This is a genomic window from Pseudomonas acericola (SeqCode) (genome assembly GCF_053456465.1).
Window position 1 is genome coordinate 1,150,870 of the sequence record NZ_JBRFJB010000002.1, and the last position, 15,349, is coordinate 1,166,218.

The 15,349-nt window shown below is 63.3% G+C and carries 15 protein-coding genes; 11 read left to right on the forward strand and 4 right to left on the reverse strand.

Going from position 1 to position 15,349, the window contains the following annotated elements; translation table 11 throughout:
- Positions 1-2,121: a TonB-dependent receptor plug domain-containing protein gene (locus tag ACU688_RS11485; protein WP_448184770.1), complete on the reverse strand. Its 2,121-nt coding sequence runs from the start codon at positions 2,119-2,121 to the stop codon at positions 1-3.
- Between the two features lie 195 nt (positions 2,122-2,316).
- Here ACU688_RS11485 and ACU688_RS11490 point away from each other — a divergent pair, with 195 nt between their 5' ends.
- The 9 genes from ACU688_RS11490 (at position 2,317) to ACU688_RS11530 (ending at position 10,163) form a co-directional block, all read left to right on the forward strand.
- Entirely contained in the window at positions 2,317-3,342 is a 1,026-nt protein-coding gene (locus ACU688_RS11490; RefSeq protein WP_257781966.1) for an NAD(P)H-dependent glycerol-3-phosphate dehydrogenase, read from the forward strand.
- A gap of 10 nt (positions 3,343-3,352) precedes the next feature.
- Positions 3,353-3,700 (forward strand): DUF4389 domain-containing protein, encoded by a 348-nt coding sequence (locus ACU688_RS11495; protein ID WP_017734316.1) that lies wholly within the window; start codon positions 3,353-3,355, stop codon positions 3,698-3,700.
- Positions 3,697-4,146 carry a phosphohistidine phosphatase SixA gene (gene sixA / locus ACU688_RS11500; protein ID WP_448184771.1) on the forward strand — a complete coding sequence of 150 codons (450 nt, stop codon included), beginning with the start codon at positions 3,697-3,699 and terminating at the stop codon, positions 4,144-4,146. The genes ACU688_RS11495 and sixA overlap by 4 nt, the downstream gene beginning before the upstream one ends.
- 85 nt (positions 4,147-4,231) lie before the next feature.
- On the forward strand, positions 4,232-5,881 hold the full coding sequence (locus ACU688_RS11505; protein ID WP_448184772.1) for an AMP-binding protein: 1,650 nt from the start codon (positions 4,232-4,234) through the stop codon (positions 5,879-5,881).
- Between the two features lie 31 nt (positions 5,882-5,912).
- The gene (locus ACU688_RS11510; RefSeq protein WP_124525306.1) at positions 5,913-6,356 is read left to right on the forward strand and encodes a hotdog fold thioesterase; all 444 of its coding nucleotides are present in this window, start codon (positions 5,913-5,915) and stop codon (positions 6,354-6,356) included.
- Between the two features lie 97 nt (positions 6,357-6,453).
- Positions 6,454-7,257, forward strand: coding sequence for an alpha/beta fold hydrolase (locus ACU688_RS11515; protein ID WP_207041487.1), 804 nt, complete (start codon positions 6,454-6,456; stop codon positions 7,255-7,257).
- Positions 7,254-8,108: an alpha/beta hydrolase gene (locus ACU688_RS11520; protein WP_448184773.1), complete on the forward strand. Its 855-nt coding sequence runs from the start codon at positions 7,254-7,256 to the stop codon at positions 8,106-8,108. The genes ACU688_RS11515 and ACU688_RS11520 overlap by 4 nt, the downstream gene beginning before the upstream one ends.
- A gap of 102 nt (positions 8,109-8,210) precedes the next feature.
- Entirely contained in the window at positions 8,211-9,029 is an 819-nt protein-coding gene (locus tag ACU688_RS11525) for a DUF4892 domain-containing protein (RefSeq protein WP_448184774.1), read from the forward strand.
- 72 nt (positions 9,030-9,101) lie between these two features.
- The gene (locus tag ACU688_RS11530) at positions 9,102-10,163 is read left to right on the forward strand and encodes an AI-2E family transporter (protein WP_448184775.1); all 1,062 of its coding nucleotides are present in this window, start codon (positions 9,102-9,104) and stop codon (positions 10,161-10,163) included.
- 126 nt (positions 10,164-10,289) lie between these two features.
- On the opposite strand, the gene ACU688_RS11535 is transcribed toward ACU688_RS11530, so the two are convergent.
- On the reverse strand, positions 10,290-11,327 hold the full coding sequence (locus tag ACU688_RS11535) for a sensor histidine kinase (RefSeq protein ID WP_448184776.1): 1,038 nt from the start codon (positions 11,325-11,327) through the stop codon (positions 10,290-10,292).
- Positions 11,327-12,091 (reverse strand): response regulator, encoded by a 765-nt coding sequence (locus ACU688_RS11540; protein ID WP_124525300.1) that lies wholly within the window; start codon positions 12,089-12,091, stop codon positions 11,327-11,329. Before ACU688_RS11540 ends, ACU688_RS11535 begins: the two co-directional genes overlap by 1 nt.
- A 259-nt stretch (positions 12,092-12,350) precedes the next feature.
- On the opposite strand from ACU688_RS11540, the gene pyrF reads away from it, so the two are divergent.
- Entirely contained in the window at positions 12,351-13,049 is a 699-nt protein-coding gene (pyrF, locus tag ACU688_RS11545; RefSeq protein WP_017734306.1) for an orotidine-5'-phosphate decarboxylase, read from the forward strand.
- Positions 13,050-13,181: 132 nt separating this feature from the next.
- On the opposite strand, the gene ACU688_RS11550 is transcribed toward pyrF, so the two are convergent.
- Complete coding sequence (locus ACU688_RS11550; protein WP_448184777.1) at positions 13,182-14,189, reverse strand: NADP-dependent oxidoreductase; 1,008 nt, start codon at positions 14,187-14,189, stop codon at positions 13,182-13,184.
- Between the two features lie 228 nt (positions 14,190-14,417).
- Between ACU688_RS11550 and ACU688_RS11555 the strand changes: the two genes are divergently transcribed.
- The gene (locus ACU688_RS11555) at positions 14,418-15,179 is read left to right on the forward strand and encodes an SDR family oxidoreductase (protein ID WP_017734304.1); all 762 of its coding nucleotides are present in this window, start codon (positions 14,418-14,420) and stop codon (positions 15,177-15,179) included.
- Positions 15,180-15,349 lie beyond the last annotated feature (170 nt).

Here is a 15,349-nt window from a genome sequence, read left to right on the forward strand (position 1 = left end):
TCAGAACTCTAGCTCTGCACTGAAGTACAGGACATGACGGGAGTCGTAGTTGTTGTCGGCCCAGGTGGTGGGCTGGTTGTCGAGGCGTTGTTGCAACATGCCGGCCAGCTCCACGTTGGCTTTGCCCAGGGCAATGCGCTTGGCCACCCGCAGGTCGACCCGTTCGAAGCGATATTGGTTGAGCGCATCGTCGCCATAATAGAACAGCGCGCTGGACCAGCCCCGGCCCCATTCGCGCAGCCAGCCAGCCGAGCCACTGTTGCGCGCGGTCTGGGCCTTGTCCTTGGGGTTGCTGGTGGTGGCGTCGACGTAAGCATAGGTCAGCCGCAGGCGGTCGGCGCTGCTCATGCGCCAGTCGAATTGGGATTCGGCGCCGGTAAACCGCGAGCTGTTGGCGTTGCTGGCAATGTACTGGTTATTGCGCAGCGGCGAACTGATCATCTCGGTTATTTCGTCGTAGAACAGCTTTACGTCCAGGTTCAGCCCGATGTCGGCGAAGAAACCGTTGTAGCCCAGCTCCCGCGAGCGCATCAGCTCTTTGTCGAGGTTGCCTGGGCCACGTGTCACCACAAAGTACTGGCCCGAATTCTGCCCGTAAGCCGGTGAACTGAGGTTGGTGACGCGGTAGCTCCAGTTGACGTTGTTCTCGAACATGTCTGGCGAGCGGATCGCCTCGGAGTACACCGCGCGTAAGCCGTGGCGCGGGTTGATCAGGTAGTTGACCGCCACCCGTGGCGTCAGCGAGCTGCCGCTCAGGTGAGTGTCTTCGAACATCGCGCCGCCCTGCAACAGCCAGTGCTCGCTGGCGCGCCATTCCAGTTGGCCGAACAGGCGCCAGGTGGTGTCGTCCAGGGTGCCGTTGAAGTAGGTGTCGGAGTCGGCGCGGTCATAGCGATAATTCACACCGCTGACCAGGCGCAGGCTGTCGGACAGGCTCAGGGTGTCCTGGATCTCCAGGTCGTAACGGCTTTCGCGGGTGCTTTGGTTGATGTCGCCGCACACGCTCTGGTTGGCGCCGTTGCGCCACTGGTCCAGGACCTGGTTGCCCAGCGCTTGCTCGTCGGCGCTGCCCGGCGGCGCGACGCCCTGGCTGTAGCTGTCCATGTGCCGCGCCAGTTGTTCGGCGTAGTTGGGGTTCAGTTGCCACAGCCGCGTCAGCTCGGGGCTGAATGAGACCTTGGCGTCGCAGGCCTTCCAGATCTGCTGGCGATCCCACTGTTGGGCAGAGCCCTGGATATACAGGCTGTGCTCAGGGTTGAAATCGAAGTTCCAGCGCAGGGATGCGGCGTAGTCCTTGGCTGCTACGTCGGAATTGTCGCCACCTTCGGTAATCCCCGCGAATACTGGCATGTAGGTATAGGGCCGTTGGTTGGTCCCTTCCTTGGCATTCAGTTGCCAGTCGATGCTTTGTTGCGCGTTCAACGTCTGGCTCACGGCCAGGCTGAAGCGGTTGAGGCGACGGCTGTCACGGCGGTCGGCGCCGGCGGCATCGCTGTCAAAACCGTCGTCTTGTTGCCCGGACAGGGACAGGCGCAGGTCGCCGGTGTCCCAGCGCACGCCCTGGCTGGCGTAGAAATCGTTGATCCCGCGCTCACCGCGGATGACTTTGACCCGCGTGCCCTGGCTGTTGGCCGGCGAGCGCGTAAGGATATTGACCACCGCCATCAACGCATTGGCGCCGTAGCTGACGGTGTTGGGGCCGCGGAACACTTCGATGCGCTCGATATCTTCCATGGCCACTGGAATGTCGCTCCAGTCCACGGTTGCCAGGCCCGCGCGGTACACCGAGCGCCCGTCGATCAACACCTGCATGCGCCGTGCGTCGCTGGCGCTGGTGCCGTGGTAGTTCACCGCCGCCTGGTTGCCGGTGGTGTAGCCGACCATCATCCCTGGCACCAGGCGCAGCAGCTCGCTGATGTCTCGTGCGCCGCTGGCCTTGATCAGCTCGCTGTCGATCACGGTCATGCTGCCCGGCACGGCGGCGGCCGATTGCTTCAGCCGCGTGGCGGTGAGCACCTGCGGCAGCGGTTGGCTGTCAAGGAACAGATCGTCGGCCAAAGCCGTGCCGCTGCACAGCAGCATCAGCAGCAGAGATGAACGGGGAGGAGGGCCCAAATACACGGAACGGCCTTGATAATTGCGGATAGCCGCCCATGTTAACTGAGGTCGGGCCATTTGCCAGTCGTAGGATTTGCAATTACTTCACACAAATGTGGCATTTTCTGACAAACCTACGAATTGACGCGGGGGCTGGCCGCAAGCGGGTCGCTCCGTATAATGCGGCCATCGCCACTGGTATGGATTAACGGATTGCATATGACTGAACAGCGCCCTATTGCGGTCCTTGGAGGCGGGAGTTTTGGCACCGCCGTGGCTAACCTGCTGGCCGAAAACGGCCACGCGGTGCGCCAGTGGATGCGTGATCCCGAGCAGGCCGAGGCCATCCGGGTACACCGCGAGAATCCCCGTTACCTTAAAGGCATCAAGATCCACGCGGCGGTCGAACCTGTCACGGACTTGCTGGCAACCCTGACGGAGTGCGAGTTGTGCTTTGTCGCGCTGCCGTCCAGCGCCTTGCGCGCGGTGCTGGCGCCCCACGCCGAGCGTTTGGCCGGCAAGCTGCTGGTCAGCCTGACCAAGGGCATCGAGGCGCAGACCTTTATGCTGATGAGTGAAATCCTCACCGAGATCGCGCCCCAGGCACGCATTGGCGTGTTGTCCGGGCCGAACCTGGCGCGGGAAGTCGCCGAGCACGCGTTGACCGCCACGGTCATCGCCAGTGAAGACGAAGAACTGTGCGAGCGCGTCCAGGCCGTGCTGCATGGTCGTACCTTCCGCGTCTACGCCAGTGGCGACCGCTTTGGTGTCGAGTTGGGCGGCGCACTGAAAAACGTCTACGCGATCATCGCCGGCATGGCGGTGGCGCTGGGCATGGGCGAAAACACCAAGAGCATGTTGATCACCCGCGCGCTGGCCGAGATGACGCGCTTTGCGGTGAACCAGGGCGCCAACCCGATGACCTTCCTCGGGCTGGCCGGCGTGGGCGACTTGATCGTCACCTGCTCGTCGCCAAAAAGCCGTAACTACCAGGTCGGTTTCGCCCTGGGCCAGGGCTTGAGCCTGGAGGACGCGGTGACGCGCCTGGGCGAAGTGGCCGAAGGCGTCAACACCCTCAAGGTGCTGAAGGCCAAGGCCCAGGAAGTCGGCGTGTATATGCCGTTGGTCGCCGGGTTGCATGCGATCCTGTTTGAAGGGCGCACCTTGAACCAGGTCATCGAGTTGCTGATGCGCGCCGAACCGAAAACCGATGTCGATTTTATTTCCACCAGTGGTTTCAACTGAGGAACGCGTCATGAACGATCCGAAAGCAGCGCCCAAGTACGAATCCATAGTGTTGCGCATCCTCTGGATGCTGGTGTTTGCCCTGGTGTGGCAGGTCGCGCAGTTCCTGCTCGGCGCCTTGGTGGTGGTGCAACTGATCTACCGCCTGGTGTACGGCGCGCCGAACCTGGGCCTGATGAACTTTGGCGACAGCCTCAGCCAGTTCCTCGCGCAGATCGGCCGCTTCGGCAGCTTCCACACCGAGCAAAAGCCGTGGCCATTCGCCGATTGGCCTACCCCGCGCGCACCCGAGGGCGAAGCCGCCCACAGCGTGCCGCCGGCGCCGCACCCGGTGCGCGATGAAGAGCCAAAACTGTGAAGCTGTGGATTCTGCGCCACGGTGAGGCCGAAGGGCATGCCCGCACGGATGCCGAGCGCAACCTCACCGAACATGGCCGTGGCGAAGTCTTGCGCAGTGCCGCGCACCTGATCGGCCAGCCCCTCAGTGCGATCATCGCCAGCCCCTATGTGCGGGCGCAGCAGACCGCACAACTGGTGCGCCAGGCCTTGGGCTTTGAGCCGGAAATCCGCACGGTGCCGTGGCTGACCCCCGAGGGCAACCCGCTGCAGGTGCTGGAAAAGCTCGACACCGATGACAACGTGCTGCTGGTCAGCCATCAGCCGTTGGTGGGCAGCCTGATCAGCTTTTTGCAGCATGGCCATCAGCGTCAGCCGCAACCGATGCACACCGCGAGCCTCGCGGAACTGGAAGGGGATTTTCCGCTGGCGGGGCTGATGAGCCTGGTCAGCGTGAAGAATCCGTAGGCTGGATCGCTGCTTTGTGTGTGCTATATAGTCAGCCAAGCAAGTGCTTGGTTGGCTATGATCGGACCACAAAGGAGCGCGTCCCATGCCCGTCGCTTTTCGTTTGCCGTTGCAGGTCTTCTTTGAACGTGAAGCGCGCCATCCGCGCAAAACCTTTCTGGTCCAGCCCATCGGCGGGGGCGAGGTGCACAGCCTCACCTGGGGCGATGTCGGCCACCAGGCCCGTTGCGCCGCGCACTGGCTGCGCGCCCGCGAGCTGCCACGTGGCTCGCACATTGCCCTGATCTCTAAAAACTGCGCGCACTGGATCATCGCCGACCTGGCGATCTGGATGGCCGGGCATGTCTCGGTGCCGCTGTACCCCAACCTCACTGCCGACTCCGTCGCCCATGTGCTGACGCACTCTGAGGCGGCGCTGGTGTTTATCGGCAAGCTCGACGATTGGCCCGCGATGGCGCCCGGTGTGCCCGCAGGTGTGCCGACCATCAGCCTGCCGCTGTGCCCGCCCGGCACGTTTGATTTCAGCTGGGCCGACCTGCAAGCCTGCACGCCCATTCAAGACAACCCAGAGCCAGCGGCATCAGACCTTGCCACCATCATCTACACCTCCGGCACCACCGGCCTGCCCAAAGGCGTGATGCACAGCTTCGGCGCGCTGGGTTTTGCCGCCACGCGCGGCACCGAAGTGTTTGGCCTGGGGGAGGGCGACCGGTTGTTGTCGTACTTGCCGCTGTGCCATGTGGCCGAGCGGATGTTTGTCGAGATGGCCGCGATCTATACCGGGCAAACCGTATTTTTCGCCGAGAGCCTGGACACCTTTCTGACCGACCTGCGCCGGGCGCGGCCGACGGCGTTGTTTGGTGTGCCGCGCATCTGGACCAAATTCCAGTTGGGCGTCTACGCCAAGATCCCGCAAAAACGCCTCGACACCCTGTTGCGCCTGCCGTTTATCGGCAAGCGTGTGGGCCATAAAGTGCTCGCCGGCCTTGGATTGGAGGCGTTGCGCATCGCCCTGTCCGGCGCGGCACCGGTGCCCGAGGCGCTGCTGCGCTGGTATCAACGCCTGGGCCTGGACGTGCTGGAGGTGTACGGCATGACCGAAAGCTGCGGCTACTCCCATGTGTGCCGCCCCGGCCAGCAGGCAATCGGCTGGATCGGCCAGCCATGCCCAGGTGTTGAAGTGCGCATCGACGTCTCGGGCGAAGTGCAGGTGCGCAGCGGCGCGACCATGCTCGGTTACTTCAAGGACCCCGAGAAGACCGCCGAGACCCTCACCGCCGATGGCTTCCTGCGCACCGGCGACAAGGGCGAGCAGGACGCCGACGGCCGCCTGCGCCTGACCGGGCGGCTCAAGGAAATCTTCAAGACCAGCAAAGGCAAATACGTGGCCCCGGCGCCGATTGAAAACCGCCTGGCCGAACATGCGCACATCGAGCAGGTGTGCGTGGTCGGTGATGGCCTCGGCGCGCCGATTGGGTTGTGTGTGCTATCGACGCTGGCGCATGACCGCCAAGCCCTGCACGCCAGCCTTGAACGCTGGCTGGAGACGGTCAACCAGGGGCTGGATAAACATGAGCGCCTGCGCCAGTTGGTGGTGGTGAATGACAACTGGGCGGTGGAAAACGGCTTCCTGACGCCGACCCTGAAGATCAAGCGCAACGTGATCGAATCGACTTACGGTGCACATTTGCAGACTTGGAGCGAGCGTTCCGAATCCGTTCTGTGGCAGGATTAGGCTCATCATAAAACCAACAAAGGACTACCCCATGGGCCTGTGGCGCACCCAACCGAATATCGAGCAACTCAACGCGATCCAGAAAAACACCATCGGTGAACTGCTGGACATTCGCTTCGAAAGCTTCGACGACGAATCCCTGACCGCCAGCATGGTGGTCGATCACCGCACCCATCAGCCCTATGGCCTGCTGCACGGCGGCGCGTCGGTGGTGCTGGCGGAAAGCGTTGGCTCCATGGCGGCCTACCTGTGTATCGATGCCAGCAAGTTCTATTGCGTGGGCCTGGAGGTCAACGCCAACCACCTGCGCGGTGTGCGCAGCGGGCGGGTGACGGCGGTGGCGCGGGCGATCCATATCGGCCGCACGACCCAGGTGTGGGACATCCGCTTGACCAGCGATGAAGGCAAGGCCAGCTGCGTGTCGCGCCTGACCATGGCCGTGGTGCCGTTGGGCGAGCAGCCGCCGGCGCGATAGGCGTGGCGTGAGTGTCATCATTCCTGGCAGTTACAGTCATTGCTGTTGCGGCCAGGCGTGGTGACAATCGATTTCTGTTTTTGTAGATGAGTCCGGTATGTCGCAGCACGTGTTTTTTGCCCACGCCAATGGTTTCCCTTCGGCTACGTACGGCAAGTTGTTTGCCGCCCTGGCCCCGGAATACGCCGTGGCTCACTTGCCGCAGCACGGCCACGACCCCAGGTTTCCGGTGGACGATAACTGGCAGAACCTGGTGGACGAGTTGATCCACCACCTGGAACAGCAGCCAGAACCGGTGTGGGGCGTCGGCCACTCCCTGGGTGGCGTGCTGCATCTGCACGCGGCCATGCGTTGCCCGCAGTTGTACCGTGGTGTGGTGATGCTCGACTCGCCGGTGCTCACCCGTGCCGACCGTTGGGTGATCCGCGCCGCCAAGCGCCTGGGCTTTATCGACCGCCTGACCCCCGCCGGGCGCACCCTGGGCCGGCGTGAAGAGTTCAATGACCTGGACAGCGCGCGCAGCTACTTCGCCGGTAAAACCCTGTTTCGCGGTTTCGACCCGGAATGCTTCGACGCTTACCTGCAACACGGTCTGCACCAGGTGGGCGACCGCCTGCGCCTGCGCTTCGACCCGGCCACCGAAATCAGCATCTACCGCGGCGTGCCCCACACCAGCCCCGGCCAGGTGCGCCAGTTGAAAGTGCCGTTGGCGGTGGTGCGCGGCCGCCAGAGCCGGGTGGTGATGCGTCACCATGCCAGCGGCGTCGATCGCCTGCCGATGGGCGAAATGCTCACCATGCCCGGCGGCCATATGTTCCCCCTCGAACGCCCCCAGGACACCGCGACCTTGATCAAGAACCTGTTCTCCCGCTGGGCCGCCCGTGAGGGCAACTGCCCATGAGCGCGGCGGTGGAAGAAGTGCGCCTGAGCCTGCCCCATATAGAGCTGGCGGCTCACTTGTTTGGTCCCGAAGACGGTTTGCCGGTGATCGCCCTGCATGGCTGGCTGGACAACGCCAACAGCTTTGCGCGGCTGGCGCCGAAACTGACGGGCTTACGCATCGTCGCCTTGGACATGGCGGGGCATGGGCATTCGGCGCATCGCCCAGCAGGGGCCGGTTATGCCTTGTGGGATTACGTCCACGATGTGCTGCAAGTCGCCGAACAACTGGGCTGGAAACGTTTTGCATTACTTGGCCACTCCCTTGGCGCCATCGTGTCCCTGGTGCTGGCCGGTGCCTTGCCGGAGCGCGTGACGCACCTGGGATTGATCGACGGCGTGATCCCGCCGACCGCCAGCGGCGAAAACGCCGCCGAGCGCCTGGGCATGGCGTTGCAGGCGCAATTGGACCTGCAAGACAAACGCAAGCCGGTCTACGCCACCCAGGACCGAGCCGTGGAAGTGCGCATGAAAGGCCTGGTGGCGGTCAGCCGCGAAGCCGCCGAATTGCTGGCCCAGCGCGGTTTGATGCCGGTGCCGGGCGGTTACACCTGGCGTACCGACAGCCGCCTGACCCTGGCATCACCGATGCGCCTGACTGACGAACAAGCCATGGCCTTCGTGCGGCGGGTGGGTTGCCCTACGCAGTTGGTGGTCGCGGCCGACGGCATGCTGGCGAAACATCCAGAATTGCTTTCCCAGCTGCCCTTCACCGTGACCACGCTGCCAGGCGGCCATCATTTGCACCTGAATGACGACCCCGGTGCGGCTCTTGTTGCAGACTGTTTCAATCGGTTCTTCTCTGCGCCTTGACTTGGCGGGGTCAACTGCCGAGGCTGGGCGGATTGAAAGGGAGTCAACCATGAACCATCTCAACACTGCTCTGACCTCCGCTGGCCACGGCGCGTTGATTCTATGAGCGTGCGTAACGGCTGTATCCGTATCCTCGGGCTAAGCCTGCTCAGTCCACTGGTGTTCGCCGCCGACGTGCCGGGTAGCCAGGACCTCCCCGCCGTGGCCCGGCCAGTCGACGCGCAAATCGTCGATTACCGCCCCGCCGAAGAAAAGGAACGCATCTACCCCATGGGCGCGATCCGCAAGATCAGCGGCCAGTTGCGCTACGAAGGCCAGGCCACCGCACGCGGCCAGGCCACGGCGATTACCTATGAGTTGCCCGCCGAGCACAGTTCCAGCACTGCGTTTACCGCCACGCGCGAAGAGTTGCAGGCCAAAGGTGCGCAGCTGTTGTTCTGGTGCAAGGCCCGCGATTGCGGCGAAAGCAGCCTGTGGGCCAACGAAATCTTCGGCAATGCCAAGCTGGTGGGGGCCGACAGCGAGCAGGAATACCTGCTGCTGCGCCTGGCCGAGCCGCAAGCGAATAGCCTGATCGCGCTGTACGCCATCACCCGTGGCAACCGCCGTGCCTATCTGCATGTGGAGCAGTTGGATGCCGGCGCGCCGCTGGGCGACCTGCTGCCCACCTCGGCCACGCTGTTGCGCGAGCTTAAAAGCACCGGCGAGCTGGACTTGCCGAAGTTGGGCGCCGAGCCGGATGACACCTGGCTGACCCTGATTTCCCGTGGGCTCAACCTCGACACCACCCTGCGTGTCAGCCTCGCCGGCCCGAATGCCGAAGCCTGGCGCCAGGCCTTGATCGACAAGGGCGTGCGTGCCGCGCGCCTGGAGACTGGCACCGGCGACACGAAGGGCCTGCACCTGCATCTGATACGCTAGGCGTTACCGGGCGAACGGCTCCGCGCCGTTCGCCTAAGCTGTCTTCCTAACGCCTTCTGCTAGAGATACCCCATGCTCAATAACGATCGCCTGCTGGTGCAAATCCTGCTGCTGGTGCTGTTTGGTGCCAGCTTCTGGGTCATGGCGCCGTTCTGGTCGGCGCTGTTCTGGGGCGCGGTGCTGGCGTTTGCCAGTTGGCCGCTGATGCGTTTGCTGACCCGCGCCCTGGGTGGCCGTGAGTCGTTGGCCGCCGGCATCCTGACCCTGGGCTGGATGTTGCTGGTGGCGGTGCCGCTGGTGTGGCTTGGGTTCAACCTGGCGGATCATGTGCGCGACGCCGTGGCGCTGATCAAGGACATTCAGGTCGACGGCCTGCCCGAAGCGCCGACCTGGCTGGGCTCGATCCCGTTTGTTGGCGAGCGGCTGGTGGGTATGTGGGACAGCATCGACCAGCAAGGCGCTGCGTTGATGGTCACGCTCAAGCCCTACCTGGGCCAGGTCGGCAACTGGTTGCTGGCGCGCAGTGCGCAGATCGGCGGCGGCATCCTCGAGCTGACCCTGAGCCTGGTGTTCGTGTTCTTTTTCTACCGTGACGGGCCGCGCCTGGCGATGTTCGTGCACCGCCTGCTGGAGCGCTTGATCGGTGAACGTGCCGGTTACTACATCGAATTGGTGGCGGGCACCGTGCAGCGGGTGGTCAACGGTGTGATCGGCACGGCGGCGGCCCAGGCGCTGCTGGCGCTGATCGGTTTCCTGATCGCCGGTGTGCCGGGCGCGCTGGTGCTGGGTATCGTCACCTTCCTGCTCAGCCTGATCCCCATGGGCCCGCCACTGGTGTGGATCCCGGCCACGGCCTGGCTGGCGTGGAAGGGCGACTACACCTACGCAGTGTTCCTTGGTGTGTGGGGCACGTTCATCATCAGTGGCGTGGACAACGTGCTCAAGCCGTACCTGATCAGCCGTGGCGGCAACCTGCCGCTGGTGATCGTGCTGCTCGGGGTGTTTGGCGGGTTGATTGCGTTTGGCTTTATCGGCTTGTTTATCGGCCCGACGTTGTTGGCGGTGGCGTATAGCTTGCTGATGGATTGGAGTGCGACTCAGGCCCAAGGCCGCCGGGAAGACAAGCCGCTGTAACTGAACAGATGGAGATCAGTGTGGGAGCGGGCTTGCCCGCGATTGCGGTGGGTCAGTCACAGATAGGCTAGCTGACCCACCGCCATCGCAGGCAAGCCAGCTCCCACATGGGTATGTGTCGGTCTGTTAGGTTCTTGGTAGCCACATGACAGCAGTCAACCCACCGCCTGGGGTTTCTTCCAGGCTCAGCTTCCCGCCCAAGCGCTCCGCCGCATCCTTGGAAATCGTCATGCCCAGGCCGACGCCACCGGAATTGCGGTTGCGCGAGCCTTCCAGACGAAAGAACGGTTCGAACACCGCCTCACGCTGATCAGCGGCAATCCCCGGCCCGTGGTCGATCACGCGGATGATCAGGGCCTCACGGCTATCCTCCAGCTCGACCCGCGCCGTGCCGGCATAGCGCAATGCGTTGTCGATCAGGTTGTTGAGGCACGAGCGCAAGGCCATCGGTTGTACCTGCAACGGCACGCAGGTGCCGCCGTATTGCACATCGGAGCCTTGGTCCTGGGCGTTCTCGCTCATGGATTCCACCAGTGCCTGCACGTCGAGCCAGTGCCGGGTTTCGCTGGTGCGTTGTTCGTGCAGGTAGCTCAGGGTCGCGTCGAGCATGCCGATCATGTCGTTGAGGTCCTGGCGCATCTGGCCCTGCAACTTGGGGTCTTCGATCTGCTCCAGGCGCAACTTGAGGCGCGACAGCGGCGTGCGCAGGTCATGGGACACCGCACCGAGCATGCGCGCACGCTGGCTGACTTGTTCGCGGATGCGCCGTTGCATCAGGTTGAAGGTCGATGCGGCCTGCTTCGCCTCGCGCGGCCCGGACTCGTCGAGGGGCGGGCTGTCGAGGTCCAGGCTCAGGCGTTCGGCGGCTTCGCTGAGGCGCTGGATCGGCCGGCTCAGCAGCTTGGCGCCGTACCAGGCGGCGATGATCAACGAGATGAACTGGAACGTCAGCGGCACCACTGGCCCGCCAAACCAGGGGCGACGATGTTCCTTGATCAGCGGCACCATGCTGCCGTCCGGTTGCTCGATAAAGGTTTCCTGGGGCGGCGGCGGGGGCGGGCCGTAATAGCGGAACCAGGCGATGGCCAGCACATGGGCGAGGATGATCGCCACCAGCAATACGCCGAACAGCCGCCCGAACAGCGTATTGAAGGTGGCACGCATCAGCCGATATCCCGGGCGTCGAACAGGTAGCCTTCGCCGCGCACGGTCTTGATCAGTTGCGGGGCCTTGGGGTCATCGCCGAGCTTCTGGCGCAGGCGCGAGACCAGCAGGTCGATGCTGCGGTCGAAGGCTTCGATGGAGCGCCCACGGGCCGCATCCAGCAACTGTTCGCGGCTCAGTACGCGGCGCGGCCGTTCGATAAATACCCACAGCAGGCGGAATTCGGCGTTGGACAGCGGCACCACCAGGCCATCGTCGGCCACCAGTTGGCGCAACACGCTGTTCAGGCGCCAGTTGTCGAAACGGATGTTGGCGCGCTGCTCGGTGCGGTCATCGCGCACGCGGCGCAGGATGGTCTGGATGCGCGCCACCAGTTCACGCGGTTCGAACGGCTTGGACATGTAGTCGTCGGCGCCCAGTTCCAGGCCGATGATGCGGTCGGTGGGTTCGCAACGGGCGGTGAGCATCAGGATCGGGATGTCCGACTCTGCGCGCAGCCAGCGGCACAGCGACAGGCCGTCTTCCCCCGGCAGCATCAGGTCGAGCACCACCACGTCAAAGGTTTCCGCCTGCATCGCCACGCGCATGGCCGCGCCGTCGGTGACGCCGGTGGCGAGGATATTGAAGCGCGCCAGGTAGTCGATCAGCAGTTCACGGATCGGCACGTCGTCATCGACAATCAGAGCGCGGGTGTTCCAGCGCTTTTCATCGGCGATCACCGAACCTTTGTGCTCGTCGTTCATAGAGACGGGAGGGGTATGCATAGTGCGATCATCTGCCTGGTTGTGACGGTCAGCATAGGCGCCCAGCCCCATGGCTGGAAGTGCTGGACGGTGGGTCGTGCGGGCGAGGCTAGCGGTGGGGCGTGTTGGGGGCATGTCGTGAATGTATCAGCTTTGAAATAATTGGCCGAAACACACGCCCGAGTGCGCTCTGTCAGTATTTACCGATCATCGGATCCCGCAACGCCGCCGCTTGCGCTACAATCCGCGCCGATTTCGACTTGCCTGAGAGCCCATTCCAATGTCCGTCTGCCAGACTCCTATCATCGTCGCCCTGGATTACCCCACTCGTGACGCCGCACTGAAGCTGGCTGACCAGTTGGACCCGAAGCTTTGCCGGGTCAAGGTCGGCAAGGAACTGTTCACCAGCTGCGCCGCAGAAATTGTCGGCACCCTGCGTGACAAAGGCTTCGAAGTGTTCCTCGACCTTAAATTCCACGATATTCCCAACACCACCGCCATGGCCGTGAAAGCCGCCGCCGAAATGGGCGTGTGGATGGTCAACGTGCACTGCTCCGGTGGCCTGCGCATGATGACTGCCTGCCGTGAAGTGCTGGAACAGCGCAGCGGCCCGAAACCGCTGCTGATCGGTGTGACCGTACTTACCAGCATGGAGCGCGAAGACCTGGCGGGCATCGGCCTGGACATCGAACCACAGGAACAAGTGTTGCGCCTGGCGGCGCTGGCGCAGAAAGCCGGCCTTGATGGCCTGGTGTGTTCGGCGCTGGAAGCCCAGGCGCTGAAGACCGCGCACCCGTCGCTGCAACTGGTGACCCCGGGGATTCGTCCGGCGGGCAGTGCGCAGGATGACCAGCGCCGAATCCTGACCCCGCGCCAGGCGTTGGATGCAGGTTCGGATTACCTGGTGATTGGTCGTCCGATCAGCCAGGCGGCGGACCCGGCCAAGGCGTTGGCGGCAGTGGTCGCCGAGATCGCCTAATCCGATCATTCCCACGCTCTGCGTGGGAATGCCTCCTGTGACGCTCCGCGTCACGCTTGGGGACGCAGAGCGTCCCGAGCTGAATTCCCACGCAGAGCGTGGGAACGATCGAGCATTCAGAACTAGGGTGTGTCAGTTAACCTTCAATACCAACTTCCCAAAGTTCTCACCGTTGAACAACTTCATCAGCGTCTCCGGGAACGTCTCCAGCCCCTCGACAATATCCTCCTTGCTCTTGAGCTTGCCCTGGGCCATCCAGCCGCCCATCTCCTGGCCAGCAGCGGCAAAGCCCGCCGCGTGATCCATCACCACAAAACCTTCCATGCGCGCACGATTGACCAGCAATGACAAATAGTTGGCCGGGCCTTTTACCGCTTCCTTATTGTTGTACTGGCTGATTGCACCGCAAATCACCACCCGCGCCTTCAGCGCCAGGCGGCTGAGCACGGCGTCGAGAATGTCGCCGCCGACGTTATCGAAATACACGTCCACGCCCTTGGGGCACTCGCGCTTGAGCGCCGCGGGCACGTCTTCGTTCTTGTAGTCGATGGCGGCGTCGAAACCCAGCTCATCCACGAGGAATTTGCACTTGTCGGCGCCGCCGGCAATGCCCACCACGCGGCAGCCTTTGATCTTGGCGATCTGCCCGGCAATGCTGCCCACGGCACCGGCTGCGCCGGAGATGACCACGGTGTCGCCAGCCTTGGGCGCGCCGGTGTCCAGCAGGGCGAAGTAGGCGGTCATGCCGGTCATGCCCAGTGCCGACAGGTAGCGCGGCAGCGGCGCCAATTTCGGATCAACCTTGTAGAAACCGCGCGGCTCACCGAGGAAGTAATCCTGCACGCCCAAGGCTCCGTTCACGTAGTCGCCGACGGCAAACTTGGGGTTGTTCGACGCGACCACCTTGCCCACGCCCAGCGCGCGCATGACTTCACCGATGCCCACCGGTGGGATGTAGGACTTGCCTTCATTCATCCAGCCACGCATGGCCGGGTCGAGGGACAGGTATTCATTGCGCACCAGCACTTGCCCGTCCTGCGGCGTACCAACCGGGATTTCCTGATAGGTGAAGGTGTCCCGCGTGGCGGCGCCGACCGGGCGTTTGGCGAGCAGGAATTGGCGGTTGGTCTGGGCAGTCATGGCAGGGACTCTTTTAGAAATGAACCATGATTGATAGACCCAGAACGGCTTGGGAGCAAGGTTAACCGGCCGATGCGAATGCCCGTCGATAGGCTGGGCTGATAGTCACGCCCGTGGACTTATCACTGTGATCCATGCAGCGCCAACCGGCCTTCTGATAGTGCTGACGCGCCCGTCGCCGCGTTGGCTAGACTCGCCCCACGGCTACTTCTCCCAAAGGACATTCCCATGAGCATGACGTTTTCCGGCCAGGTCGCCCTGGTGACAGGCGCCGCCGCCGGTATTGGCCGCGCCACCGCGCTGGCGTTCGCCGCCGAAGGTTTGAAGGTGGTGGTTGCCGACCTGGACGCCGCGGGCGGCGAAGGCACTGTGGCGCTGATCCAGCAGGCGGGCGGTGAAGCGCTGTTTGTGCGCTGTAACGTCACCCTTGAAGCGGACGTGCAACAACTGATGGCGCGCACGGTGGCCGCCTATGGTCGCCTGGACTACGCCTTCAACAATGCCGGGATCGAGATCGAGAAGGGCAAGCTGGCCGATGGCAGCCTTGATGAGTTCGACGCCATCATGGGTGTCAACGTCAAAGGCGTGTGGTTGTGCATGAAGTATCAACTGCCGCTGTTGCTGGCCCAGGGCGGCGGGGCGATCGTTAACACCGCGTCGGTGGCGGGTTTGGGCGCAGCGCCGAAGATGAGTATTTACGCGGCTTCCAAACATGCGGTGATCGGCCTGACCAAGTCGGCGGCCATCGAGTACGCGAAAAAGCACATCCGCGTGAATGCGGTGTGCCCGGCGGTGATCGATACGGATATGTTCCGCCGCGCCTATGAAGCCGACCCGCGCAAGGCTGATTTTGCCGCCGCCATGCACCCGGTCGGGCGTATCGGCAAGGTCGAGGAAATCGCCGCTGCCGTGCTGTATTTGTGCAGCGACGGCGCCGCGTTTACCACCGGCCAGGCATTGGCGGTGGACGGTGGCGCAACGGCTATCTAGGACCTGCAAACGCACCCCACCTGAAAAGGTTAGGGGTGCTGTGGGGTTTTTCCATAGCTGGCAAAACGCCGCGTCCTAATGTGTATCAGTAGGTAAATAATCCAATAGAATCAATACTTTAGTAAAACTTGGCGAGCGGCTGCGACGTACTTCTGTGCTTAACTCTTGCG

Coding starts and splice junctions, on each gene's coding strand:
- ACU688_RS11540 (WP_124525300.1), bottom strand. CDS start 12,091: ATGCATACCCCTCCCGTCTCTATGAACGACGAGCACAAAGGTTCGGTG.
- ACU688_RS11530 (WP_448184775.1), top strand. CDS start 9,102: ATGCTCAATAACGATCGCCTGCTGGTGCAAATCCTGCTGCTGGTGCTG.
- ACU688_RS11550 (WP_448184777.1), bottom strand. CDS start 14,189: ATGACTGCCCAGACCAACCGCCAATTCCTGCTCGCCAAACGCCCGGTC.
- ACU688_RS11555 (WP_017734304.1), top strand. CDS start 14,418: ATGAGCATGACGTTTTCCGGCCAGGTCGCCCTGGTGACAGGCGCCGCC.
- ACU688_RS11515 (WP_207041487.1), top strand. CDS start 6,454: ATGTCGCAGCACGTGTTTTTTGCCCACGCCAATGGTTTCCCTTCGGCT.
- ACU688_RS11505 (WP_448184772.1), top strand. CDS start 4,232: ATGCCCGTCGCTTTTCGTTTGCCGTTGCAGGTCTTCTTTGAACGTGAA.
- ACU688_RS11510 (WP_124525306.1), top strand. CDS start 5,913: ATGGGCCTGTGGCGCACCCAACCGAATATCGAGCAACTCAACGCGATC.
- ACU688_RS11490 (WP_257781966.1), top strand. CDS start 2,317: ATGACTGAACAGCGCCCTATTGCGGTCCTTGGAGGCGGGAGTTTTGGC.
- ACU688_RS11495 (WP_017734316.1), top strand. CDS start 3,353: ATGAACGATCCGAAAGCAGCGCCCAAGTACGAATCCATAGTGTTGCGC.
- ACU688_RS11535 (WP_448184776.1), bottom strand. CDS start 11,327: ATGCGTGCCACCTTCAATACGCTGTTCGGGCGGCTGTTCGGCGTATTG.
- ACU688_RS11520 (WP_448184773.1), top strand. CDS start 7,254: ATGAGCGCGGCGGTGGAAGAAGTGCGCCTGAGCCTGCCCCATATAGAG.
- pyrF (WP_017734306.1), top strand. CDS start 12,351: ATGTCCGTCTGCCAGACTCCTATCATCGTCGCCCTGGATTACCCCACT.
- ACU688_RS11525 (WP_448184774.1), top strand. CDS start 8,211: ATGAGCGTGCGTAACGGCTGTATCCGTATCCTCGGGCTAAGCCTGCTC.